The 23,695-nt window shown below is 66.0% G+C and carries 23 protein-coding genes; 14 read left to right on the forward strand and 9 right to left on the reverse strand.

Features of this window, described 5'->3' with window-relative positions; genetic code table 11:
• Nucleotides 1–70 precede the first annotated feature (70 nt).
• Both VGG47_RS06355 and VGG47_RS06360 read right to left on the reverse strand, forming a co-directional pair.
• The gene (locus VGG47_RS06355) at nucleotides 71–463 is read right to left on the reverse strand and encodes a response regulator (protein WP_331536580.1); all 393 of its coding nucleotides are present in this window, start codon (nucleotides 461–463) and stop codon (nucleotides 71–73) included.
• Complete coding sequence (locus VGG47_RS06360; RefSeq protein WP_331536582.1) at nucleotides 460–1,146, reverse strand: sensor histidine kinase; 687 nt, start codon at nucleotides 1,144–1,146, stop codon at nucleotides 460–462. The genes VGG47_RS06355 and VGG47_RS06360 overlap by 4 nt, the downstream gene beginning before the upstream one ends.
• Before the next feature lie 138 nt (nucleotides 1,147–1,284).
• Here VGG47_RS06360 and VGG47_RS06365 point away from each other — a divergent pair, with 138 nt between their 5' ends.
• Nucleotides 1,285–1,671 carry a response regulator transcription factor gene (locus tag VGG47_RS06365; RefSeq protein WP_331536584.1) on the forward strand — a complete coding sequence of 129 codons (387 nt, stop codon included), beginning with the start codon at nucleotides 1,285–1,287 and terminating at the stop codon, nucleotides 1,669–1,671.
• A 174-nt stretch (nucleotides 1,672–1,845) separates the two neighbouring features.
• Here VGG47_RS06365 and pgi read toward each other — a convergent pair whose 3' ends face one another.
• The 3 genes from pgi to folB all read right to left on the reverse strand — a co-directional run bounded on the left by pgi (nucleotide 1,846) and on the right by folB (nucleotide 6,166).
• Nucleotides 1,846–3,444, reverse strand: coding sequence for a glucose-6-phosphate isomerase (gene pgi / locus VGG47_RS06370; RefSeq protein ID WP_331536586.1), 1,599 nt, complete (start codon nucleotides 3,442–3,444; stop codon nucleotides 1,846–1,848).
• A 225-nt stretch (nucleotides 3,445–3,669) separates the two neighbouring features.
• Nucleotides 3,670–5,550, reverse strand: coding sequence for an excinuclease ABC subunit UvrC (gene uvrC / locus VGG47_RS06375; protein ID WP_331536588.1), 1,881 nt, complete (start codon nucleotides 5,548–5,550; stop codon nucleotides 3,670–3,672).
• A gap of 193 nt (nucleotides 5,551–5,743) precedes the next feature.
• Nucleotides 5,744–6,166 carry a dihydroneopterin aldolase gene (gene folB / locus VGG47_RS06380; RefSeq protein WP_331536590.1) on the reverse strand — a complete coding sequence of 141 codons (423 nt, stop codon included), beginning with the start codon at nucleotides 6,164–6,166 and terminating at the stop codon, nucleotides 5,744–5,746.
• A 127-nt stretch (nucleotides 6,167–6,293) separates the two neighbouring features.
• Between folB and VGG47_RS06385 the strand changes: the two genes are divergently transcribed.
• The 3 genes from VGG47_RS06385 (at nucleotide 6,294) to VGG47_RS06395 (ending at nucleotide 8,558) form a co-directional block, all read left to right on the forward strand.
• A complete protein-coding gene (locus tag VGG47_RS06385) occupies nucleotides 6,294–6,782 on the forward strand; it encodes a copper chaperone PCu(A)C (protein ID WP_331536593.1) in 489 nt (162 codons plus the stop codon).
• Nucleotides 6,783–6,846: 64 nt separating this feature from the next.
• Entirely contained in the window at nucleotides 6,847–8,145 is a 1,299-nt protein-coding gene (ahcY, locus tag VGG47_RS06390; RefSeq protein WP_331536595.1) for an adenosylhomocysteinase, read from the forward strand.
• Entirely contained in the window at nucleotides 8,145–8,558 is a 414-nt protein-coding gene (locus tag VGG47_RS06395; RefSeq protein WP_331536597.1) for a DUF4149 domain-containing protein, read from the forward strand. The genes ahcY and VGG47_RS06395 overlap by 1 nt, the downstream gene beginning before the upstream one ends.
• Here VGG47_RS06395 and VGG47_RS06400 read toward each other — a convergent pair.
• From VGG47_RS06400 to tsaD, 4 genes are all read right to left on the reverse strand, one after another.
• Nucleotides 8,487–9,944 carry a glycosyltransferase family 39 protein gene (locus VGG47_RS06400; protein WP_331536599.1) on the reverse strand — a complete coding sequence of 486 codons (1,458 nt, stop codon included), beginning with the start codon at nucleotides 9,942–9,944 and terminating at the stop codon, nucleotides 8,487–8,489. The genes VGG47_RS06395 and VGG47_RS06400 overlap by 72 nt on opposite strands.
• Nucleotides 9,945–10,115: 171 nt before the next feature.
• Nucleotides 10,116–11,078: an NAD(P)H-dependent glycerol-3-phosphate dehydrogenase gene (locus tag VGG47_RS06405; RefSeq protein WP_331536601.1), complete on the reverse strand. Its 963-nt coding sequence runs from the start codon at nucleotides 11,076–11,078 to the stop codon at nucleotides 10,116–10,118.
• Nucleotides 11,071–11,883, reverse strand: coding sequence for a 23S rRNA (adenine(2030)-N(6))-methyltransferase RlmJ (locus VGG47_RS06410; protein WP_331536604.1), 813 nt, complete (start codon nucleotides 11,881–11,883; stop codon nucleotides 11,071–11,073). Before VGG47_RS06410 ends, VGG47_RS06405 begins: the two co-directional genes overlap by 8 nt.
• Nucleotides 11,880–12,932 (reverse strand): tRNA (adenosine(37)-N6)-threonylcarbamoyltransferase complex transferase subunit TsaD, encoded by a 1,053-nt coding sequence (gene tsaD / locus VGG47_RS06415; protein ID WP_331536606.1) that lies wholly within the window; start codon nucleotides 12,930–12,932, stop codon nucleotides 11,880–11,882. Before tsaD ends, VGG47_RS06410 begins: the two co-directional genes overlap by 4 nt.
• Before the next feature lie 17 nt (nucleotides 12,933–12,949).
• Here tsaD and hemC point away from each other — a divergent pair, with 17 nt between their 5' ends.
• The 10 genes from hemC to VGG47_RS06465 all read left to right on the forward strand — a co-directional run bounded on the left by hemC (nucleotide 12,950) and on the right by VGG47_RS06465 (nucleotide 23,693).
• On the forward strand, nucleotides 12,950–13,942 hold the full coding sequence (hemC, locus tag VGG47_RS06420) for a hydroxymethylbilane synthase (RefSeq protein ID WP_331536608.1): 993 nt from the start codon (nucleotides 12,950–12,952) through the stop codon (nucleotides 13,940–13,942).
• Between the two features lie 8 nt (nucleotides 13,943–13,950).
• Complete coding sequence (locus VGG47_RS06425; RefSeq protein WP_331536610.1) at nucleotides 13,951–14,604, forward strand: uroporphyrinogen-III synthase; 654 nt, start codon at nucleotides 13,951–13,953, stop codon at nucleotides 14,602–14,604.
• Nucleotides 14,604–15,494 carry a mitofilin family membrane protein gene (locus VGG47_RS06430; protein WP_331536612.1) on the forward strand — a complete coding sequence of 297 codons (891 nt, stop codon included), beginning with the start codon at nucleotides 14,604–14,606 and terminating at the stop codon, nucleotides 15,492–15,494. Before VGG47_RS06425 ends, VGG47_RS06430 begins: the two co-directional genes overlap by 1 nt.
• A 3-nt stretch (nucleotides 15,495–15,497) precedes the next feature.
• The gene (locus VGG47_RS06435) at nucleotides 15,498–16,694 is read left to right on the forward strand and encodes a heme biosynthesis HemY N-terminal domain-containing protein (RefSeq protein WP_331536614.1); all 1,197 of its coding nucleotides are present in this window, start codon (nucleotides 15,498–15,500) and stop codon (nucleotides 16,692–16,694) included.
• A gap of 182 nt (nucleotides 16,695–16,876) precedes the next feature.
• Nucleotides 16,877–17,653 (forward strand): energy transducer TonB, encoded by a 777-nt coding sequence (locus VGG47_RS06440; protein ID WP_331536647.1) that lies wholly within the window; start codon nucleotides 16,877–16,879, stop codon nucleotides 17,651–17,653.
• Between the two features lie 145 nt (nucleotides 17,654–17,798).
• Nucleotides 17,799–19,400 carry a peptide ABC transporter substrate-binding protein gene (locus VGG47_RS06445; protein WP_331536616.1) on the forward strand — a complete coding sequence of 534 codons (1,602 nt, stop codon included), beginning with the start codon at nucleotides 17,799–17,801 and terminating at the stop codon, nucleotides 19,398–19,400.
• Nucleotides 19,397–20,350, forward strand: coding sequence for an ABC transporter permease (locus VGG47_RS06450; RefSeq protein WP_331536618.1), 954 nt, complete (start codon nucleotides 19,397–19,399; stop codon nucleotides 20,348–20,350). Before VGG47_RS06445 ends, VGG47_RS06450 begins: the two co-directional genes overlap by 4 nt.
• Nucleotides 20,343–21,218, forward strand: a complete 876-nt coding sequence (locus tag VGG47_RS06455) for an ABC transporter permease (RefSeq protein WP_331536620.1) — start codon at nucleotides 20,343–20,345, stop codon at nucleotides 21,216–21,218. The genes VGG47_RS06450 and VGG47_RS06455 overlap by 8 nt, the downstream gene beginning before the upstream one ends.
• A complete protein-coding gene (locus VGG47_RS06460; protein ID WP_331536622.1) occupies nucleotides 21,215–23,017 on the forward strand; it encodes an ABC transporter ATP-binding protein in 1,803 nt (600 codons plus the stop codon). Before VGG47_RS06455 ends, VGG47_RS06460 begins: the two co-directional genes overlap by 4 nt.
• A gap of 13 nt (nucleotides 23,018–23,030) precedes the next feature.
• Nucleotides 23,031–23,693 carry a MotA/TolQ/ExbB proton channel family protein gene (locus VGG47_RS06465; protein ID WP_331536624.1) on the forward strand — a complete coding sequence of 221 codons (663 nt, stop codon included), beginning with the start codon at nucleotides 23,031–23,033 and terminating at the stop codon, nucleotides 23,691–23,693.
• Nucleotides 23,694–23,695 lie beyond the last annotated feature (2 nt).

Genomic DNA, 23,695 nt, shown 5'->3' on the forward strand with positions numbered 1-23,695 from the left:
CTGGGTCATGGGCGTTGTCGCTGACTGCGCCCATGACCCAGATTAATAAAGTTTTTTTGCTTCTTTTTGTTCACAAAAAGAAGCCTTCCGTTTTTTCTTCGGTTTCGCCCTTGAGCATATGCTGGATGTGCGCGGCCAGAGCGTCGATCGAGAAGGGTTTGGCGATCAACTCGCTTCCCGGTTCGAGGGGGTCGTCGGTTTCCGTGTAGCCGGTCATGAACAGGATTTTGAGGTCAGGCCGTAGCACCAATGCCCGTTTCACCATTTCCTGGCCGTTCATGTCCGGCAGGCCGATATCGGTAATGAGCAGGTCGATTGGCGGCGCCGCGCGCAGGATTTTCAGTCCCGCCAGAGCGTCCGCCGCCGCCAGGGGCGAAAAACCGAGATCTTTCAGCACCGCCACCACCAGTTCGCGCACGCTTGGATCGTCCTCCACGACCAGCATGGTGCCATGACGTGTCATGGCGTGATGGTCGGCAGGCGTAACCGGGCCGTGGTGCCCTGGCCTGGGGTGCTGACGAGTTCCAGCACGCCGCCGCTCCGGCGGGCGAAGCGCTCGACGATGGCGAGGCCCAGCCCCTTGCCGGCGCCGCTCGCACGGGTGCTGAAAAACGGCTCGGTGGCACGTCGGAGTGTATCTGGCTCCATGCCGGGCCCGTCATCCGTCACGCTGATGACAACCAGCTTTTCTGTGATTTCGATGTGCAGCACGATGCGCCCATTGCGGCCCGCCGCCTCGGCGGCATTGTCCAGCAGTTCCTGCAGCGCCATTTCCGCCTGCGCGGCATCGCAGAAAATTTTGGCGCCGGCTTCCAGTTCCGTGTCGATCGTGATCCCGGCGGCGCGCATCGGCTCGATCATATCGCGGGTCACGGCGGCGAGATCCACGGGCGCAGAAACCTGCGCGCCGTGGCCCGAGAAGGCGAACAACCGCTGCGTGAACCAGGCAGCGCGGTTCCCGGCATGGCGCGCGCCTTCGAGATAAGTGTCGAAATCCGTCACGCCGAGACGCCGCGCACGGTTCTGCATCAACTCCAGATTGCCGAGAATGCCGGTCAAAAAATTGTTGAGATCGTGCGCCACCTGGGCCGCGAACGGTTCGATGGGGTATGTCCCGGGGGACGTGTCTTGGGCGGGGTCGGTCATTGAATACTCGTTAAACTCTCGTCACCTTCACATTAAACTCCGTCAAGGCGAAGGAAAATGCAGATGGTTTCACGAAAGTTTTACAGCTAAACTGCGGGCTCTGGCGAATCATGGCACGGTGCGAGGGGAGGCAGAACCATGCGTATCTTGCTCATCGAGGATGACGAAGACGTTGCCCGGCTGATCACGGCGGGCATGGGCGAAGCCGGGCATCAGATGACGTTTGCCGCGACCGGGCCGGAGGGGATGACCCAGGCCCTGGCCGGCGGCTTCGATGTCATGATTTTCGACCGGCAGCTGCCCGGCGGGATCGACAGCGCCGACCTGCTGAAGGATCTGCGTGAGCGGGGGATCGGCACGCCGGTGCTGTTCCTGTCCGGTCACGGCGGGCTGCAGAACTGGATCGAGGGGCTCGATGCCGGCGGTGACGATTATATCGTCAAACCCTTCGCGTTCACCGATCTGCTTAGGCATTGCGAGGCGCTGCACCGCAGGGCAGGGAGCAAGGAAGCAGCCGCTTTTTGAAAAAAGCGGCGCAAAAACTTTTATTATGCTGGGCGGAGGGGCTAAAGGTTCCGGCGGTGCGTAGCACCGTTGGAATAGCCCCGGAGGGCATGGGCGGTGTCACCGACAACGCCCATGGCCCAGCATTAATAAAGTTTTTTTGCTTCTTTTTGTTCACAAAAAGAAGTCTTTCTCCTAGCTGAAGGACCGCAAAAACGTCACCAGCCCGGCGGTCGATTCATCATCGGCGGCGCTGCTGTCGCCCGACACCGCCGGCAGCAGGGCGGTCGCAAGTTCCTTGCCGAGTTCCACGCCCCATTGGTCGAAGGCGTTGATGTTCCAGATCGCCGCTTCGACGAAGATGCGATGCTCGTACAGGGCGATGATCCGGCCGAGCGTTTCCGGCGTTAGTTTTCTATAGGCAAGCGTCAGAGACGGGCGGTTGCCGGGAAACACTCGGTGCGGCGCCAGGCTTTCCGGTCGGCCCGCTTTCCGGGCTTGGGCGAGGGCTTCCTCGAGCGAGCGGCCCTGCATCAGCGCCTGGGCCTGCGCCAGGCAATTGGCGACCAGCAGGGCATGGTGGGCGCGCATCTCCGGCTCATGGCCAGAGGCTGCGATCAGGAATTCGCAGGGGATGATGTTCGTGCCCTGGTGCAGCAGCTGGTAGAAGGCGTGCTGGCCGTTGGTGCCGGGCTCGCCGAACACCAGCGGGCCGGTCGGGTGGGCAACCGGCGAGCCGTCCTGCTGCACGCTTTTGCCATTGGACTCCATGTCCAGCTGCTGCAGATAAGCGGGCAGGCGGGCCAGGCGCTGGTCATAAGGCAGGATGGCGCGGGCCGTGTAACCGCAGACATCGCGGTGCCAGATTCCCGCCAGCGCCAGCAGCACCGGCAGGTTTTCCGCGAACGGCGCGGTGCAAAAATGTCGGTCCATCGCCTGCGCCCCGGCGAGGAATTCCTTGAACCGCGCGGCGCCGATGGCCAGCATCACCGGCAGGCCGATCGCCGACCAGACCGAATAGCGGCCGCCCACCCAGTCCCAGAATCCGAAAATCCGGTCGGGGGCAATGCCGAAGGCGGCGACTTTGTCGAGCGCGGTGGAAACCGCGGCGAAATGCGCCGGCACCGCCGCCTCGCCAAGGTGTCGGACGATCCAGCGCCGCGCCGAGGCGGCGTTGGTCATGGTCTCGGTGGTCGCAAAGGTTTTCGAGGCGACGATGATCAGGGTGCGCGCCGGGTCCAGCGTCCGCAGCGTGTCGGCCAGATGCGCGCCGTCGACATTGGCGACGAAATGCGTGCGCGGCCCGTCATGATAGGGTGAGAGCGCCGCCGTCGCCATCACCGGGCCGAGATCCGAGCCGCCAATGCCCAGATTGACCACGTCGGTGAAGGGTTTTCCGTCGGCGGCGGTGATGTTTCCCGTCCGCACGCCTTCGGCAAAGGCAAACAGGCGGGCAAAGGTTTCGTTCACGGCCGGCATCACGTCCTGGCCGTTCACCAGCACCGGCCGGTTGTCGAGGTTGCGCAGCGCGGTGTGCAGCACCGGGCGGTTTTCCGTGCTGTTGATTTCCGCTCCGGCGAACATCGCATCGCGCTTTTGCGCGACCTTGGCCTGTACGGCGATCTGCAGCAGCAGCGCGAGCGCGCGGGCATCAAGGCTGGTCTTCGAGAAATCCAGCAACATGTCGTCGAGCCGGGCGGAAAACGCCGCGAACCGGCCGGGATTTTGGGCGAATAGCGTCTTGAGGTCGCCGTTGCGTTGGGCGAGGTCTGCCAGTTCCGTCCAGGCTTCCATGAATGTTGTCCTACCGCTGTTGCGTCCCGGGCGCGATTTTAGGGGGGTTTGGAGCGGTATCCAAATCCATGATCGAGCGAAAGCAAAGGGAAGGCTTCTTTTTGTGAACAAAAAGAAGCAAAAAAACTTTGTTAATGCTGGGCAATGGGCGTTGTCGCGGACACGCCCATTGCCCAGCATTAACAAAAGTTTTTGCGCCGCTTTTTTCAAAAAGCGGCCGCTTCCTTAGGCGTCCTCCATTCGCACGCCCGGGTGGAAATGCGCATAGACCGCGCGGGCGGTGGCGTGGTTGATGCCGTCGACCGCCTCGAGGTCCTTCAGCCCCGCCCCCTTCACCCCGCGCGCCGAGCCGAAATGCATCAGCAGCGCCTTTTTGCGCGCGGCGCCGACGCCGGGCACGTCGTCCAGTTCCGAGGTGGTGAGCTTCCTGCTGCGCGCGTTGCGGTGCGTGGTGATGGCGAAGCGGTGCGCCTCGTCGCGCAGGCGCTGCAGGAAATACAGCACCGGGTCGCGCGGCGGCAGCTGGAACGGCTCGCGGCCGGGCGTAAAAAACCATTCCCGCCCGGCATCGCGGTCGGGCCCCTTGGCGATGGCGACCAGCGGGATGTCGGAGACGCCCAGCTCCTCCATCACCGCCTGCGTGGCCGAGAGCTGGCCGGCGCCGCCGTCGATCAGCACCAGGTCGGGCCAGTTCGGATCATCGCGTTCCGGGTTTTCCGCCAGCGCCCGGCCGAAGCGGCGCTGCAGCACCTCGCGCATCATCGCGAAATCGTCGCCCGGGGTGAGCGCGGATTTGATGCCGAATTTGCGGTAGGCGGATTTGTTGAACCCTTCCGGCCCTGCCGCCACCATCACGCCATAGGCCGACGTGCCCATGATGTGCGAGTTGTCGTAGGTTTCGATCCGCGCCGGTGTCTCGGCCAGGCCGAACAGCTCGCCCACGGCGGTGAGCAGCTTGCCCTGGCCGGCGCTCTCCGCGAGCTTGCGCTCCAACGCCTCGCGCGCGTTGGTCTCGGCGTGGCGCACCACGTCGTGCTTCTCGCCCCGTTGCGGCACCAGCAGCGTCACTTTGCGCGCCGCCTTCAGGGAGAGCGCCTCGCCGAGCAGCGCCATTTCGTCCGGCTCGTGGTTCAGCAGGATCAGCTGCGGCGGCGGTTTGTCGTCGTAGAACTGGGCGATGAAGGCGCCCAGCACCGCACCGGCCTCGTCGCCCTTGGCCTGGGCCGGGTAGAAACTGCGGTTGCCGTTATTGCGTCCGCCGCGGATGAAGAACACCTGCACGCAGCTGAGGCCCGCCTCCTGGTGCAGTGCGATAACATCGGCGTCGGTGAGGCTGGCCGGGTTGATGACGTCGTTGCCCTGCACATGGCTGAGGCCGCGGATGCGGTCGCGGATCGCCGCGGCGCGCTCGAATTCCAGCTTTTCGGCGGCTTCCTCCATGGCGGCGGCCAGTTCTTTCTGCACCGTGCCGGACTTTCCTGACAGGAAAGCCTTCGCCTGGTCGACCAGCACTTGATAGTCCGCCTCCGAGATTCGGCCGACGCAGGGGGCGGAACAGCGCTTGATCTGGAACAGCAGGCAAGGCCGGGTGCGGTTGGCGAACACGGTGTCCGCGCAGGTGCGGAGCAAAAACACGCGCTGTAAGGCCTGCACGGTCTGGCTGACCGACCAGGCCGAGGCGAACGGCCCCCAATAGCTGCCCTGCCGGGTCTGCGCGCCGCGATGCTTGGTGATCTGCGGGAAGGGGTGATCTTCCGTCAGCATCAGCCAGGGATAGGATTTGTCGTCCCGCAGCAGAATATTGAAGCGCGGTTGCAGCCGCTTGATCAGATTGGCCTCGAGCAGCAGGGCCTCGGCCTCGGTATGGGTGGTGACGATCTCCATGGCCGCCGTGTCCGCCACCATGCGGCGCAGCCGCTCCGGCAGGCGCGCCAGCTGCGTGTAGGACGTCACGCGTTTTTTGAGATTGCGCGCCTTGCCGACATAGAGCGCGTCGCCCTTCGCATTCAGCATGCGGTACACGCCAGGATTTCCCGGCATGGTTGCTAGCGCCTGCTCGATTATTGCGACTCCGATTAGATCTGAATCCGCACTGAAATGGGTCATGTCAGGTCTGTGGATAAGTATGTGGACATAGCGGTTTTGCCAAGCTGTGTCCTGGCACTCGGAAAAAACGCAAGGATTTTGAAAATTCCCGATTATTGCCAGTTAAGCTTTTGATTTTGTTCGATAAATGCGTGACATCGTTGTAATCAACGAGTCATGGTTTTGTCTTAAGACGCCTTGAGAGGAGGTTAATTCAGGGCGTGGACAAGTGGCGGTTCCGGCGTTCCACCTCGACTCCCGCGGCGGCGGCATCCGGGAAGATATCGAGTTTTTCCACACGCACGCGGGCCGTGTATACGCGCGGATCGGCCAGACAGGCCTCGCACAGGCGTTCCGCCAGGGTTTCCACCAGCTGGACATGCCCGGCGGTGACGATGCTGCGCACCCGGTTGACGATGCTCTCATAATCCACCACCCGGCTGAGCTCGTCCTGGCCGACCGCCGGGCGCGACAGCCGCGGCTCCTCCTCGGTCACGGCCAGGTCGACATTGATGCGCACGCGCTGCGGTGCATCATGCTCATGCGCATACACGCCGATCGATGCGATCAGCACCAGGTCGCGGATGAACATGTGGCGCGTGGCGCGCGCCGCGTCGGCATAGCGGGGGTGTTCCATGGGCCGTTTCTGCGCCGGGCGCGCGCGCGGTTCAAGTTGGAACTGGGTTGCGCACGGGCCAAGCAGGGTTTGGCCGGGGCCGCGCCCGAGGTTATGGTGAGGGGCAATCAACCATGGAGAGGCTTTCTTGCGCCAGCTTCGTCACCTCGCTCTCGTTTTTGCTCTCGTTTTTGTGATGGCAGCACTGCCGGCGGTGGCGGAAGCGGCCGGCAATTCCTCGCCTCTCGGTCAGCCGCCTTTGCCTGTGCTGCACGCGCAAACCCCCTGGTTCCGCTATCTGCTGCCGAACCTCCCCGCCGCCGGCTATCTGGTGCTGCAGAATACCGGCAGCGGTGATGCGATCCTGACCGGCGCCAGTTCCCCCGATTGCGGGTCTCTGAGGCTGCACCAGAGCCAGGAGAAGAGCGGCATGTCGAGCATGAACATGGTCTCCGACATCACCGTGCCGGCGCATGGCAGCGTCACCTTCGCCGCGGGCGGCTACCATCTGATGTGCATGCAGCCGAAGCTGAAGGTGGGCCAGAGGATGCCGTTCGCGCTGCATTTCAAGGATGGCGCGGTGCTGCTGCTGATGGCGCCGGTCTATGGCGCGACTTCGCCGCCGCCCGGGGCCTGACAGTTGGCAGGAGCGGGGCAAACGAATATGGGAGCGGCAGCATTCACCACAAAGGGAATTACGCATGAGCCAGGCGTCGGATTTTAAGGTTAAGGACATCTCGCTGGCCGCATGGGGCCGCAAGGAAATCGAGATGGCCCAGGACGAGATGCCGGGCCTGATGGCGCTGCGCGCCGAGTTCGGCAAGAGCAAGCCGCTGGCCGGCGCCCGCATCGTCGGCAGCCTGCACATGACCATCCAGACCGCCGTGCTGATCGAGACGCTGACCGCGCTCGGCGCCTCGGTGCGCTGGTCCTCCTGCAACATCTTCTCGACCCAGGACCAGGCCGCCGCGGCGATCGCCGTCAGCGGCGTGCCGGTGTTCGCCTGGAAGGGCATGACCGAGGACGAATTCTGGTGGTGCATCGAGCAGACCCTGCGCGGCCCGGATGGCTGGACGCCGAACATGATCCTCGACGATGGCGGCGACGTCACCAAGCTGATGCACGACAAGTATCCCGAGATGCTGAAGGATATTCGCGGCATCTCCGAGGAGACCACGACCGGCGTGCACCGTCTCTGGGACATGGCGAAGGCCGGCACGCTGCTGGTGCCCGCGATCAACGTCAACGATTCCGTCACCAAGTCGAAATTCGACAACCTGTATGGCTGCCGTGAGAGCCTGGTCGACGGCATCCGCCGTGGCACCGACGTGATGATGTCCGGCAAGGTCGCCGTGGTCGCCGGCTTCGGCGACGTGGGCAAGGGGTCCGCCGCCAGCCTGCGCAACGCCGGCTGCCGCGTGCTGGTCACCGAGATCGACCCGATCTGCGCACTGCAGGCGGCGATGGAAGGCTATGAGGTCGTGACCATGGAAGCCGCGGCCCCGCGCGGCGACATCTTCGTCACCGCCACCGGCAATGTGGACGTGATCACCGCCGACCACATGCGCGCCATGAAGCACCGCGCCATCGTCTGCAATATCGGCCATTTCGACTCCGAAATTCAGATCGAGTCCCTGCGCAACTACGCGTGGGAGAACGTGAAGCCGCAGGTGGACGAGGTCGTGTTCCCCGACGGCAAGCGCCTGATCGTGCTCTCCGAGGGCCGTCTGGTGAATCTCGGCAACGCCACCGGCCATCCGAGCTTCGTGATGTCGGCCAGCTTCACCAATCAGGTGCTGGCGCAGATCGAGCTGTGGACCGCGCCGGCGGGCAAGTATGAGCGCAAGGTCTACGTGCTGCCGCGCCACCTCGACGAGAAGGTCGCAGCCCTGCACCTTGCCAAGGTCGGCGCCACGCTGACCCCGCTGACGACGAAGCAGGCGGATTATCTCGGCCTGTCGCAGAGCGGCCCGTTCAAGCACGAGCTGTACCGCTACTAATGCGCGGCATCGGCAATGTCCTCGCCAGCCTGGGCCTCGCCGCCCTGGTTGGCGGGATGTTGTTTTTCGGCGCGGTGACGGCCCCGCTGGTGTTCACGCATCTACCACTGAACATCGCCGGGCCGTTCATCCGCGCCGTCTTCCCCTTCTATTACGGCTACATGATCATCGCCTCGCTGGTCGGGCTGATCGGCTATTGGCTGAACCGGGAGGTCATGCCGGCGCTGGCGCTGCTGCTGATTCTGCTGGTGACCGTCTGGCTGTGGCTGTGGTTCATCCCGCATCTCGACGCGCTGCGCGTGGCCGGCAATACCGCAGGGTTCAACGCCGGGCACCGGGAATCAGTCTGGATCAACGGCGTCCAGATGATTGTCGCTCTCGCGGTGCTGATCCACACAGCGATCCGCAAATAACACGGCGGCGCGCGTCGCCGCCGTTTTCACAAGACAGGGGTTGCTCAAGAGCCGCGCCAGCGCCATCGCGGCGCTGGCGCGGCTTGCCGCGTCGGCATTCGGCGTGGCCAGGATGATGTTTGGCTCCACCCCAAGGTCGGGAAGCCGGTCCCCAAATATTTCGATCCGCTGGCTGTCGGGGGCGGCGGCGATGAAGGGGCCGGGCACGCCCACCCCGTCATTGCCGAAGGGCACCAGCGCCAGCGCGCCCGGATATTTCGCCGCCATGCGCGCCGCGATTGCCTGGGGCTGCATGGTGGCGGGAGCGGCGATCAGGCCGATCACCGCCAGGCTCTGCACCGCCAGCAGCGGCACCAATAATTTGCTCCGCAGCGCCGCCAGGTACAGCGCGAGGTAGGGGAGCGAAAAGGCCAGATACCGAATTTCGATCGGCGTGTTGTCGAAGAGCAGGCCGAGCAGCAGCAGCCCGATAAGCGGGGCCGCCGCGAGGAGCGCAAACGGGCTGGACTCCTGGTGCCATGACGCCATCAGGCAGGTCGCGAAGAGCATAAGCAAGATCAGGGCGACGAGGGGGCCAGCGGCCCCGGCATAAAGCGGCAGCCCGCCGAACAAAGCAGCACCCGCATCGCGGACCAGCAGCAGCACAGCGTGCGGCCAGGAGAAGGGCGCAAGTTGCCCGGGCCGGGACGCGCGTTGCGCGAGAAAGAAGGGCAGGTCGAGGAGGCCCAAAAACAGCCCGAAGCCGGCGGCGGCGGGCGGAAGCATCCGGCGCCGGTCGCGGTGCAGCAGCCAGAGCAGCATGGCGGCGCCGAGGAACGAGGTGAGGTAATTGGTGAAGCTCGCCGCCCCCAGCGCCAGCCCGCCCAGCAGAGAGCGATCAGGGGCGTCGCGCCGTACGGCGGAGAGCAACAGCGTCACGCCGAGCAGCGCCAGACATTGCGCCAGGGCAAAATTCCGGACGAGAATCCCGGTATAGGCGAAACCGTAGCTGAGCAACGTGAGGGCCATGGCCGGCAGAACGGGCCGCGCCGTCATCGCCGCGAGCCGCCCGACCAGGGCCAGAGCGGCCATCGAAAACGCCACCGAAAGCATCCGGGCCACAAACCAGGACGGCCCGGCGGTGCGCCGCCACATCTCCAGCACCCAGAAATAGAGCGGCGGATGCACATCCGAGCTTTTCAGGGTCTGGGCGATGGCGGCGAAGCCGGCCTGGCCGGAGAACAAGCCCCGCACCGACCCGGCGGTGAAAACGCCGGCCGGCCAGGCGGGCAAGGCGTGGCCGGCGGTCAGAAACAGCGAATAAGCCTCGTCATATTCCGGCGTCCGCAAATACGCGGCCGTGCCCAGGAGCAACGCCGCGAGGAGCAGAAATGTTGTTGCCTTCATGCAACAATGGGTAGCGCTACAGGCAAGCGAAAGGAAAGGCTTCTTTTTGTGAACAAAAAGAAGCAAAAAAACTTTGTTAATTTGGGCTATGGGCGTTGTCCGCGCCAGCGCCCATAGCCCAGCATCGCAAAAGTTTTTGCGCCGCTTTTTTCAAAAAGCGGCTACTTGCTTTTATTCGTCCCGCAACTCGCGCCCCATCAACGCCGCCATCGTTTCGGCGATGTTTTGCGTCCCGGCCAGTAGCTTCGTGACGGCGGCGGTGAGCGGCATGTCGACGCCGAGTGCAGCGGCGCGTGCGAGCAAAGCGGGAGCGGTGGCGACGCCCTCGGTCACGCTGGAGCGGCGGGCGAGAATGTCGGCCAGGCTTTCGCCCTGGCCGAGTGACAGGCCGAGCGAATAGTTGCGGCTGCTGACGCCGGTGCAGGTGAGCAGCAAATCCCCGAGGCCGGATAGGCCGGACACGGTTTCCGCCCGCCCGCCCAGGGCGGAGGCCAGCCGGGCGATCTCGACGATGCCGCGGGTGATCAGCGCGGCGCGGGCGTTCTCGCCGAGCCCGGCGCCGATCACCACCCCGGCGGCGATGGCGATGACGTTCTTCGCCGCCCCGCCCAAGGCCGCGCCCATGATGTCGGCGCTGCCATAGAGGCGCAGCGTGTCGGTTTTCAGAGCCGCCATTAGGCGCGTGCGCAGGGCGGTGTCTTGTGTCGCTAGCACCGTTGCGGCGGGCAGGAGGGCGGCGATCTCATGCGCGAAATTCGGCCCTGTCAGCATCGCCGTGGGGCGGGCCTGGACGATCTCCGGCGGCAGCAGGGCGGTGCCGGTCTCCAGCCCCTTGCAGCACAGCACCACCGGGGCGTCGCCTTGCGGCAGCAGCGCCAGCGTCGCGCGCAGATGCTGCATCGGCACCGTGAGGAGAAAAATATCGGCGTCGGGGATGTGGTTGCTGATTTGCAGCCGGTCGGGCAGGACCACGCCGGGCAGCCGGTCGTTGCGGCGCGAGACCAGCATGGCGGAGACGCGCTGCGCATCGCGCGCCCAGAGCGTCACGTTTCGTCCGGCCCGTGCGTGCAGCGCCGCCAGCGCGGTGCCCCAGGCGCCCGCGCCGATCACCCCGAGTGTCTCGCCTTTACTCATCGATCAGCCTTTCCATGAGGAAGCTGCCGCCCGGTTCGCCGAGCACGTCCTGGATTGCCTGCAGCATCGCGGCCCCGGCGGGTTCGAAGCCGAAAGGCGGATTGACCACCAGCAGGCCACACCCATTCAGCCGCGCCGGGTCGGTCGGCGGGCGGCGCAGAAATTCCGCGGCGACGACGTCGCGCAGTTTTGAGGTTTTGAGCCGCTCAAAAAATTCCCGCACCGGCGCGCGGTGCTTGATCGGGTACCACACCGCGAACACCCCGGTGCGGAATTTCTCAAAGGCGGCGACCAGATTCTTTTCCAGCGTCGCGAATTCGTCCGGACGTTCGAATGGCGGGTCGATCAGCACCAGCCCGCGCCGTTCGGGCGGCGGCAGGAAGGCCCGCAACGCTTCGTAGCCGTCGCGCTCGTGCATGGCGACGCCGGGGTTGCCACGGAAATTCTGTTTCAGCGTGGCCGCGTCCTCGGGATGCAGCTCGCAGGCGATCAGCCGGTCGCCGGGCCGCAGCAGGGCAGCGGCGAGGGCGGGAGAGCCCGGATACAGGCCAAGTCTTTCCACGACCGCCAGATAATCCGCGAGCGCTTCCGGCTGCGCCGCCAAAATTTTGGTGATGCCGTCGCGCCATTCCCCGGTCTTTTCGGCGGGACCAGCGGAGAGATCATAGCGGCCGATGCCGGCATGGGTGTCGAGGACCAGAAACGGTTTGTCCTTGCGCTGCATCGCGCGGAGCAGGTCCAGCAGCAGCGCGTGCTTCACCACATCGGCGAAATTGCCGGCATGAAAGGCGTGGCGGTAGTTCACAGCGCCTCCAGCGGCCAGCGCGGCCGGCAGGGGGCGGAAATCTCGTCCACCAGCCCCGCGCGCAGGCGCTCGATGCCGGCCCAGGCGACCATCACGGCATTGTCGGTGCACAGGCGCAGCGGCGGCGCGATGAGTTTTTTGCCCCGCCGCGTGGCGATGTCTCCCAGCCGGGCGCGGATCGCCGCGTTGGCGGCGACACCGCCGGCGATGATGATTGTTTCTGCGCCGGGCAGCAGCGCGAGGGCGTTTTCCAAACGGTCGGCGAGGATGTCTGTCACGGCAGTCTGGAAACTGGCGGCGATGTCCGCGGCCACGGCCTGTGGCAGTGGTCCCGGCGGTTGTGCGGCGACCAGCTGCGCCACCGCGGTTTTCAGGCCGGAGAAGGAAAAATCGCAGCCCGGCCGGCGCAGCAGCGGCCGGGGCAGGGGAAAGTGCTGCGGATCGCCGGTCCGCGCCGCTGCTTCCAGCGCCGGGCCGCCGGGATAGGGCAGGCCGAGCAGTTTCGCGGTCTTGTCGAACGCCTCGCCCACCGCGTCATCCAGCGTCGCGCCGAGCAGGCGGTGGCGGCCCACCCCTTCCACCGCCACGCACTGGCAATGCCCGCCGGAGAGCAGCAGCAGCAGATACGGAAATTGCGGCTGCTCGTCGGTTAAGCCCGGCAGCCGCGCGGTCAGCGCATGCGCCTCCAGATGATTGATGGCCAGATATGGCAGATTGGCTGCGATCGCAGCACCGCGCGCATAGCCGGAGCCCACCAGCAGGCCGCCGATCAGCCCCGGCCCGGCCGTGGCGGCGATGGCGGCGAGATCGGAGAAACCGAGCCCAGCTTGGCGCAGCGCGTCCTGGACCAAGGCGGGCAGGGCGGAAAGATGCGCGCGCGCGGCGATTTCCGGCACCACGCCGCCGAAGGCGGCATGGTCGGCGATCTGGCTCAGCACCAGCTCGGCGAGAATTTCCCCGTCCGGCCCCAGCACCGCGGCGGCGGTTTCATCGCAGGAACTCTCAATTCCCAATACCGGCCTTGTGATAAGTGCAGCTTTTCTTTCCATGTCGCTCGCTCTAGAGCATGCTTGTGAGTACTGTAACACCCCCGATCAAGCCCCATCACCGCGAACTTCCCCTCAAAGTAGGCACCCGCGGTTCGCCCCTCGCCCGCGCCCAGACCGCTACATTCCTCGGCTTGCTGGAGCATTTCTGCCCGGTGCTGCGCGGCATGCATGTGTTCGAGGAACACATCATCGTCACCACCGGCGACGCGGTGCAAAATCGCCCGCTCGCCGAGATCGGCGGCAAGGGGCTGTTCGCCAAGGAAATCCACGAAGCGCTGGCGGCAGGGCGGATCGATTTCGCCGTGCACAGCCTTAAGGATTTGGAAACCGAGTTGCCGCCGGGCATCACGCTCGCCTGCACGCTGAAGCGCGAGGACGCACGCGACGTGCTCGTGCTGCCGCCGGGCCACGCCCCGGTCGATCCCGCCGATCCGTATGCCGTGTTGCCGAAGGGCGCAAAAATCGGCTCCGCCTCGGTGCGCCGCCAGGCGCAGCTGAAACATGCCAGGCCGGACCTGCAATTCTCGCTCCTGCGGGGCAATGTCGGCACGCGCCTCGCCAAGATCGAGGCCGGCGAGCTCGACGCCACGCTGCTCGCCTATGCCGGGCTGCGGCGTCTGGGGCTGGCGGAAAAAGCCAGCGTGGTGCTGAGTCCGGAGCAGATGGTGCCGTCCGCCTGCCAGGGCATCGTCGGCATCACCGTGCGCACCGACGATGTGGAATTGCTCCAGTTGCTCGCCGGGATCGAGGATCCGGAGGCGAAGGCGGTGGCGACCGCCGAGCGGGCGCTGCTCGGCGCGCTGGACGGTTCGTGCCGTACGCCGATCGGCGGTTATGCGCGGCTGCTGGAAGATGGCAGCCTGCATCTGACCGGGCTCGTCGCCCGTGCGGATGGCAGTTTTTTACTCCGGCGCAGCGTTACCGGCAGCGTGGCCGATGCTGAAATCATGGGCCGGGAACTGGGCTTGTCTTTGAAGGCCGACAGCCCGGACGATATTTTCGCTCCGTGAGGATCCTTGTGACCAGGCCGGAGCCGGGGGCGAGCGCCACGGCCAGCCGGCTGGTTTCCCTGGGGCATGAGCCGGTGCTGGCACCCTGCCTCGAGATTGTTCCGCGCCCGGTGCACCTGCCGGAAAATGTCGGCGCGCTGATCGTGACCAGCGGCCAGGCCATTCCGCCTTTGCCTGCAAGATTGCACGGCGTGCCGACGTTCTGCGTGGGCGACGCGACGGCGAACCGGGCGCGCGCGGCCGGGTTTTGCCGCGTCGAGAGCGCCGGCGGCGATGCCGGGGATCTGTTCCGCCTGGTCTGTGCGCGGCGTCTGCCCGGCACGCATGTGATGGCGGTGGGCGAACGGCAGGGGCTGGCGCTCGCCCGGCAGCTGCACGAGGCCGGCATTTCGGTCCTGCGCCGGAAAGTCTATGCGGCGCGGCCGCTGCGCGTCTTGCCGGCGGACATCGCCGCTGCTCTGGCCGCGGAAAAACTCCAGGCAGCTTTGTTCTATTCCGCGGAAACCGCCCGCGCTTTCGTCCGGCTGCGGCCGCGCAACACCGCTTCGATCACCGCCTACGCGCTGAGCCCGGTGGTCGCTTCGGGCCTCGATGGCTTGCCCTGGGCGGCAATTCGTGTCGCTGTAGCCCCCACCGAAGCAGACCTGATGGCGTTATTGTGATGAGCGACAGCGAGACAACTTCTTCCCCCGAGCCGGTGCCGGCCGAAACCGCGCTGCCCGCCTTGCGGCCCGAGCCGGTGTCAGCACCGGCAGCGGCCGCGCGGCCGCGCCGCACGGTCTGGCCCTATCCGCTGCTGGCGCTGATCGTGCTGATCGGCGCCGGGGAGGGATATTTGTGGTACCGGCTGCAGGCGGAGGCGGCAAACGCCACGCAGCTCGCGGTGCTGCAGACGCAGGTTGACGATCTACGCCAGCTTGCGATGCAGACGCGGCCGGGTTCGGGCAGCGTCGCCGCCCAGGCGGACCTCTCGGTGAAGCTGGCCACTGTCGCGGCGCAGCTCAACGCGGTGCAGAGCCAGATGGCCGCCGATCACGGCGCGCTGACCATGCTGCAGAGCAATTCGCTGGACCTCACCAAGCTCGCCGCACGCATCGAGCTGTTGAACCAGCTGGAGACGGCGCGCATGGCGCTCGATGCCGGCCAGCCGCTCGGCACCATCGCCAACGCCCCGCCGGCCTTGAGCAATTTCGCGACCACGCCGCCGCCGACGGAAGCGGCGTTGCGGCTTGGTTTTCCCGCCGCCGCCCGCGCCGCAGAGGCGGCGAGTGTTGCCGGCGACACCAAAGGCGGCGCCTGGGCGCACGCGCTGGCGCGGCTGGAAAATTTTGTCACCGTCAGCGCAGGCTCGCATGTGCTGGTCGGCGCACCCGCCGCGGCGGTGATTGGCCGGGCCCGCACGCTGCTCGATGTCGGCGACCTGGCCGGCGCGGTGGCGCAGCTGAACACGCTCAGCGTGACCACGCAGCAGGCGATGGTCGGCTGGCTCGCCCAGGCGCGGGCGCTGCTGGCGGCACGCGCCGCACTGGCGAGCATGGCGGGGCAGGCCTGAGCCATGTGGCGCGCGGTTAGATTCATCGTCATCGCGGCGCTTCTGCTGGTCCTGGCCTGGTGGATCGGCGGCCTGCCGGGCGATGTCACGGCCGTTTCCGGTCCCTACCGGGTCGAAACCTCGGTGCCGGCGGCACTGCTGATTCTGGTCCTGATCGCGTTGCTGCTGACCGCTCTGCTCCGTGTGCTGGGCGGCGTCCGCCGCGCACCGGGCGGGGTGTTGGCCTGGCGTGGCGGGCGGCGGCAGCGGTTGGGCGAGATCGCCACGCAGCGCGGCCTCGTCGCGTTGGCCGCGGGTGACGCCGCGGCGGCCCGGGCTGAAGCCGGGCGGGCGCGCAAATGCCTGGGCGACACGCCGCTGGTGCTGCTGCTGACCGCCGAATCCGCGCGCCTCGCGGGGATGGCGGAACAGGCGCAGGAGGCCTTCCGGCAGCTGGCCCAGCACAAGGACATGGGCTTTCTCGGTCATCACGGCCTGTTGCGCCACAGCCTGGCGGTGCAGGATCACGAGGCAGCCAGGGACCATGTGGTGGCGGCCGAGCGCGCTTATCCCGGCAGCGCTTGGCTGCAGGAGCAAAAAAAGGCGCTGGCAGTGCGGCAACAGGATTGGGGCACGGCCCTGGCCTTGACCCGGAACCCAGCGGAAATCGCCGCTTTCGCCACCGCCGCCGCTTCCGCCAGCACGACGCCGCAAAACGCTCTGGCTTATGCCAAGAAGGCGGTGAAAGCTTCCCCCGGATTGGCCCCGGCCGTGGTTGCCTATGCCGCCGCTTTGCGCCAGGTCGGCAAGCCGCGCGCCGCGAAAAAGGCCCTGGCCGTCGGCTGGAAAGCCGCGCCGCACCCGCTGATCGCCGCCGCTTACCTCGACCCGCTGGCAACACCTCTGGAACGCGCCCAGGCCGCCTCCGAACTGGCGGCTGTCCGCCCCAACCATCCCGAGAGCGAGCTGGTTTTGGGCGAAACCGCCCTGGCGGCGCGGCTGACCGGCGAAGCGCGCCGCCACGCCGAAGCGGCGCTCGCCACGCATGCCGATGACGGCAGGGCCACGGATATCCTGGCGCGCCTGGAGGGCAAGCTGGCGCACGCCGGCAGCGACGCCGGCTGGGTCTGCGAGAGCTGCCAGACGCGCTGTGTCGATTGGGCGCCGATCTGCCCGCATTGCCAGCGCCTCGGCACGCTGGTGTGGCGCGCTCAGCAGTAAGGGTAAGGCTACTTTTTGTGAACAAAAAGTAGCAAAAAAACTTTGCTATGCTGGGCTATGGGCTGTGTCGGCGACAACGCCCATGGCCCAGCATCGCCAAAAATTTTTGCGCCGCTTTTTTAAAAAGCGGCCACTTTCTTTTATGACGGCCGGGACGGCGAAGGAGCAGAGACGTGGCATTAATGTCGGCCGGCGATGAAGTCCCGTCCTGGGAGCCGCGGGAATTAGGGTTTTCGCGTGCCCTGCTCGTCGCCGTCCTCCTGGTCGCGGCAATCACGGCTGTCGGGGTGTGGATTTCCGTTTCTTTCAGTCCTACGCCCGCGCCGCAGGCGATCCAGGTGACGCAGGTGACGTTGGCGCAATTGCCGAAACCGGCGCCGCTGGCGCCGCTTGTGCCCCCGAAAGTGGTGCCGCCGCCCAAACCCCTGCCGGCCGTGATTCCGAAGCCGCCGCCGGTACCCAGTCCGATCGCGGTGCCGACCATGCCGCCACCGCCGCCGCCACCACCGCCCGTCCGGCATGTCTATAAGCCGGCGCCGCATCCGGTCATCAGGCACGTGGCCCCGGCTCAGGCGCCGGCCCGCCCGGCGCCACCACCGGCCGCAGCCGTACCGCAGCCGGCGACCCCAGCCGCGCCGCCTGCCGCGCCCGTGGTGCGAACCAGCGGCATTCCGATCTATGGCGAGCAAATCTATTCGATCATCCAGGCCAACCAGAACGTGCCGGCGGTCTTGTCGGAGATGGGGGCTTCCGGCACGGCGGAGATCGAGATCGTGGTGGGGCCGAATGGAAGGGTGCTGTCCGCCCGCGTGGTCAAGTCGAGCGGGGTGCCGATCATCGACGCGACCGCTCTGGAACATGCCCGCGACGCGCAGCTGCCGCCCTTCAACAGCGACATGCCGGCCCAGCCGCACGCTTTCCTGGTTCCGATCGAGATCCGGCCGGGGCAAAATGATTAGAAGAAAGAAGCCGCTTTTTAAAAAAAGCGGCGCAAAAATTTTTGTTATGCTGGGCCTAGGGCGTTGTCGCGGACAACGCCCTAGGCCCAGCATAACAAAGTTTTTTTGCTTCTTTTTGTTCACAAAAAGAAGTCTTCCCCTTTTCTTGCCTTTGCTCCTGGCCGCAGCTCCGGCGCCGCAGAACTGCGGGACCATCGTCGTGCCGACCGGCGTCGGTGTCGGCAACGGTGCTGACATCACCTCGATGAATCCGCTTCTGGTCACGTCGCTGTACAACCAGCAGGCGGCGGGTCTGCTGTATCAGCCCTTGATCTGGCTGGACGCCAATACCGGGAAAATCGACTGGTCGCGCAGCATCGCCAGCGCCGTCACCACGCCGGATCACGGTACCACCTATGATGTCAGCTTGCGGCCCTGGCACTGGTCGGACGGCGTGCCGGTCACCACGGCGGATGTCGCTTACACGTTCAAGCTGATCAAGGCGCTCGGCACCACCTATGCGGCATATGGCGCGGGCGGCATGCCGGGCATCGTGAATGCGCTGAACATCATCAGCCCGACGCAATTCCAGCTGGTGCTGACGCATCAGGTTAACCCGACCTGGTTCATCTATAACGGCCTCAGCCAGCTGCTCCCGTTGCCGGAACATTCCTGGGGCCGCGACACGGTCGACCAGATTTTCCAGGGGCAGAGCTCGCCGGCGTTTTTCAGCGTCGTCGACGGGCCACTGCAAGCCCAGCGCCTCGATATCGGGCTCGATCTCGTTCTCGTGCCGAACCCGACTTATGACGGCCCGAAACTGCATTTTGGCAGGTTGATCTTCAAATTCCTGGAGAGCGACGGTGCGGCGCTGCAGGGCGTCGAGGCGGGCGATCTCGACATGGCGAACGCGCCGCTGCCGCTCTGGCGCGCGGTGCAGCATCTGCCGGGCCTGCGCCTGACCACGCTGCCGCCGGTCGCTGCTTATGGCGAGATCGCGCTGAATTTCCGCAATCCCGCTGTGCCGTTCTTCCGCGATGTGCGGGTACGCCAGGCGATGGCGGATGCGATCGACCAGGAAACGATGGTCAGGCTGATCGATCATGGGCTGGGTGTGCAGATTTACGGCCCGGTCGTGCCGGCGCCGCCCACCTTCCTGTCGCCGGAGATGAAAGCGGGGCACTATCCCGTGGGCTACGATCCGGCAAAGGCGCGGGCGCTGTTGCGGGCGGCGGGTTACAGCCCGGGCCCGGACGGCATCATGCAGAAGGATGGCAAACAGCTTGCTTTCACCTACCTGATGCTGACCGGCGACGCCGACAACCAGCAGGTCACCGAACTGACGCAGGCGGATCTGTTGAAAATCGGCATCCGGATGAAGGTGCGGGAGATCGAGTTCAACCAGCTGGTGGCCATGCTCGGCAATCCGAAGGCGGACTGGCAGGCGGCCGGGCTGGGCGAGACCACCGGTGTCTATCCGTCCGGCGAGGAAGTGTTCGGCACCAATGCGGCCCAGAACGCGGGCGGGTATTCCGACCCGGAAATGGACCGGCTGATCACGGCGAGCACCGAAGCCGCCGGCCTTTCCGGGCTCTACGCCTATGAGAATTACGCCAGCGCGCAGCAGCCGGTGATTTTCCAGGCGGCCGCCCAGCCCTCAATTCTCTCCCGCGACACGCTCCACGGCGTGAAAGACTTCGTGGATTCCAGCGGAAATTATTATCCTGACCAGCTTTATTGCAGCGCGGGGGGAGGACCAAAATCATGATCCGCATGATCGCCGCCCGGCTGGCTTCTTCGGCGCTTTCCATCGTCATTCTGGTGACGCTGGTCTTTTTCATGGCGCATCTCACGCCCGGCGGCCCGGCCTATTCGATCCTCGGCATGAAGGCGACCGCTGCCTCGGTGGCGCAACTCAATGCCAGGCTCGGCCTCGATGCGCCGCTGTGGCGGCAATACGCGATCTGGTGGTGGCATCTGCTGCACGGCCAGCTAGGCTATTCCTATCTGCTGAACCGCCCGGTCGGGCAGCTGCTGTGGCGCTATGAGCTGAACACGCTGGTGTTCTACAGCGCCTCGATCGTGACCAGCATAGTGCTCTCGATCGGCGTCGGTCTGCTGCAGGGCGTGTATGACGGGCGTTGGCCGGCGAAACTCATCGGCGGGCTGCAGCTCGGTTTTTACGCACTTCCGCCGTTCTTTGTCGCTGCCATGCTCGTGCTCTGGTTCGCCGTGCAGCTCCGGCTGCTCCCGGCCAGCGGCATCACCGATCTGCGCTTAGGCCATCCGGGCATCGGCTCCTACGCCGCGCATCTGGTGCTGCCGGTCACCACCGTCACGCTGCTCACCACCGCCGCGCTGTCGCGCTATTTCGGCGAGGCGGTGCGCGAGGAGCTGGGCCGGGATTATGTGCGCACCGCGAGGGCGAAAGGGGTCGCTTTTCCCGCCATCCTGTTCTTCCACGTGCTGCGCAACGCGCTGCGGCCGCTGGTGACGATGATCGGCCTGTCTTTCCCGTATATTTTCACCGGCGGCGTGATCGTCGAATCGGTGTTCAACTATCCCGGCCTGGGCTGGCTGATGTGGCGTTCGGCGCTGTCGCAGGATTACCCGATCCTGATCGCCATCGTGCTGATCATCGGCCTGCTCACCGTCATCGGCAATCTGCTCGCCGATCTGGTCAACGGGCTGTTGGACCCCAGGGCCAGCTATGAGTGACCGGATTCTTGCGCCGCCGCCGGGTCTGCCAGCAGCCCCGCTGGGGCGCGCGATCGCATGGATGACGCGGCGTCCCACGCTCGCCGTCGGGCTGTGCCTGGCCGGGCTGATTCTCTTCATCGGCTTCATCGCGCCGTTTTTGTATCCGCCTGATCCGTTCGCGATCCATCCGGATCACGCTTTGGAGCCGCCGAGCTGGGCGTTTCCGCTGGGCACTGACGAGCTCGGCCGCGACGAATTGGGGCTGCTGCTCTCCGGCGGGCTCGCAACGATGGTGGTGGCGCTGCCGGCGGCGGTGCTGGCCTTCGTGACCGGCATCGCCTACGGCCTCGCCGCCGGGCTCGGCCCGACTTGGGCGGACCGGCTGATGATGCGCCTGCTGGATGCGATTCTCGCACTTCCGAGCCTGATCGTTCTGATCTTCTTCGCCGCCCTGGTGACCTTGAACGACACCAGCCTGATCCTGCTGCTCGGCCTCATCTCCTGGCCCGGTCTCGCGCGCCTGGTGCGCAACGAGACGCGGGCGCAGCGCGGGCGCGATTTCGTGCTTGCCGCCGAGCAGATGGGCGCCGGGCGCTTTTATATCGCGCGCGCGCATCTGTTGCGGGTGATGGCGCCGGTGCTGGTGGTGAACGGCACCTTCATGATCGGCGATGCGATTTTCGCTCTGTCCGCCTTGAGCTTTCTGGGCCTTGGCGTGCAGCCGCCGCAGGTCAGCTGGGGCAGCCTGCTGGAATCGGGGCTGAACCTCATCGCGCTCGACCCGTGGTGGCTGATCCTGCCGCCCGGCCTGCTGGTGTTTATGTCGCTCCTGGCGGCATCGCTCACCGGCCAGGGATTGTTGCGGCGCTGGGAACCCGGCCGATGACCGAGGTGCTGCAACTCGAGAACCTCTCGGTGTCGCTGCCGCGCGGCCGGACCGGCAATGTGCCGATTCTCGACGCGCTGAACCTCACCATCGGCGCCGGCGAGATGCTGGCGCTGGTCGGCGAGAGCGGTTCCGGCAAGACCATCGCCGCCCTCTCGGTGATGCGGCTCCTGCCGCAGGGCGCGGAAATGTCCGGCAGCATCCGGCTTGCCGGCACCGAGGTGACGTCGCTGGATGACAAGGCGATGCGCGCCGTGCGCGGCCGCGATGTCGGCATGGTGTTCCAGAACCCGCTGGCGGCGCTCAACCCGTCGCGGACCGTGGCGTCGCAGATTCAGGAGGCCTGGCGCGTGCACCAGGGCGGCAGCGTGCGCGCGGCGCGGGTGCGGGCGTTGGAGCTGCTGGGCGAGGTCGGTCTTCCCAACCCGGCGCAGCGTTTGGATGACTACCCGCACCAGTTCTCGGGCGGCATGCGCCAGCGCGTGATGATCGCGATGGCGCTGGCCTGTTCGCCGAAACTTCTGATTGCCGACGAGCCGACCACCGGCCTGGACCCGCTGATCGCCCGGCAGATCATGGCGTTGATCGCGAAACTGCGGCGCGAGCATGCGATGGGCGTGCTGTTCGTCACCCACGACCTTTCGGTGGTGGAGGAACATGCCGACGCGATCCACGTGCTTTATGCCGGGCGCAGCGTGGAGTTCGGCGGCGCAAAAGAATTTTTCGCGCATCCGCGTCACCCCTACAGCGCGGCGCTGCTGGGCGCGGTCGCGCGCCTCGGCCAAACGCGGCTGCACAACATTTCGGGCCAACTGCCGGAGCCGGAATTGCGCGCCGCCGGCTGCCGCTTCGCAGCCCGCTGCGCCTACCGCCAGCCTGAATGCGAGACCGCCTATCCGCCGTTTTCCGCCAATGGCGGCACCGCGGCAGCCTGCTTGTTCCCGCTGCCGACCGCTGGCACCAGCCACGCGGCGCCGCCTGAGCTGCCGGCGGCGCAAAATTTCGCACCGCAATTGGAGGCGCAGGATCTCACCGTGCGCTATGCCGGCGCAACAAAATGGTTCGGGGGCGGGTCCGAAAATCTGCCGGCGCTGCGGGATGTGGCGTTTGCTCTGGGGCGGGGCGAATGCCTGGGCGTGGTGGGGGAGAGCGGGTCCGGCAAATCGACCCTGGGCCGTGCCGTGCTGCAGATGATCCCTTACGAGGGCCAGGTGCGGTTGGACGGGCACGACCTCGCGCCGTTGCGCGGGCTTGAGCGGCGGGCGCAGCGCCGGCGTCTCCAGGTGGTGTTCCAGGACCCGCGGGAATCGATGAATCCACGCCTGCGCATCGGCGACATCGTCGCCGAGCCGTTGCGGCTGAAGGGCGGGCTCACCGCGGCGGACATACGCGGCCGGGTGACGGCCCTGCTCGGCCGGGTCGGGCTGAACCCGGAACTGGCGCATTACCTGCCGGGTTCGGTCTCCGGCGGCCAGGCGCAACGCATTGCCATCGCCCGCGCTTTGGCGGCGGCGCCGGATGTGATCGTGCTTGACGAGCCGACTTCGGCGCTCGATGTCTCGACCCAGGCGATGCTGCTGAACCTGCTGAAGGATCTCGCGCGGAGTGATATGTTATCCTATATACTCATCAGCCATGATTTCGCCGTGGTAAGCTACATGGCGGACCGGATCGCGGTGCTCAACGCGGGGCGCATCGTCGAGATGAACGAGACGGCCAGCTTGATCGCGGCCCCGCAGCATCGTTACACGGCGGCGCTGATCGCAGCGGCGCCGCAACTGCGTCCATCTTTGCGTTAGGAGTTCAGGGTCTATGGAGGAGTTCGGCAGACTGGTCATTCTCACCGGGGGGCTGCTGGCGGTGATGCCGCTGCTGCTGATCATCACCCTCGCGGTGGCCATCGAGCGGCTGTATCTGCTGAAAAGGATCCTGCGCCAGGGCCACGATATTCACAACCGCCTGCGCCAGGTGGGGTATCGGAACATTGCTGCCCTGCAGGCGATCGCCGATGACTCTTCTGACACGCTGCAAGGTCATCTGATCGCCACCGCCATCGCCTCGCATGGCGAGGATGCGGAGGCGATGGAGATGCATCTCGAGGAGGAGATCATGACGGCAATGCCGAAGATCAGCCGCCTGCTCTGGGTGCTGGACACGGCCGTTACCATCGCCCCGCTGCTCGGCCTGTTCGGCACCATCATCGGCATGATCCAGGCGTTCAACGTGCTGGCGGTGAATGGCGGCCCGGCCAAGGTCACCGGCGGCATCGCCGACGCGCTGGTCTCCACCGGCGCCGGCCTGCTGATCGCCATCATCGCCGTATATTTCGTCAACTATTTCAACAGCTTGACCCGGAGCATCGTGCACCAGCTGGAGCTCATCAAGCTGATCCTGATCAACCGCGTGCACGGCAACGGCACCGGCGGTGTGGGCGCACAGCGCCCGGTCGTGTCGCGCGTCAGGAGCGGGGTCTAACC

This window comes from Acidocella sp. (genome assembly GCF_036489515.1).
Classification (GTDB): Bacteria; Pseudomonadota; Alphaproteobacteria; order Acetobacterales; family Acetobacteraceae; genus Acidocella.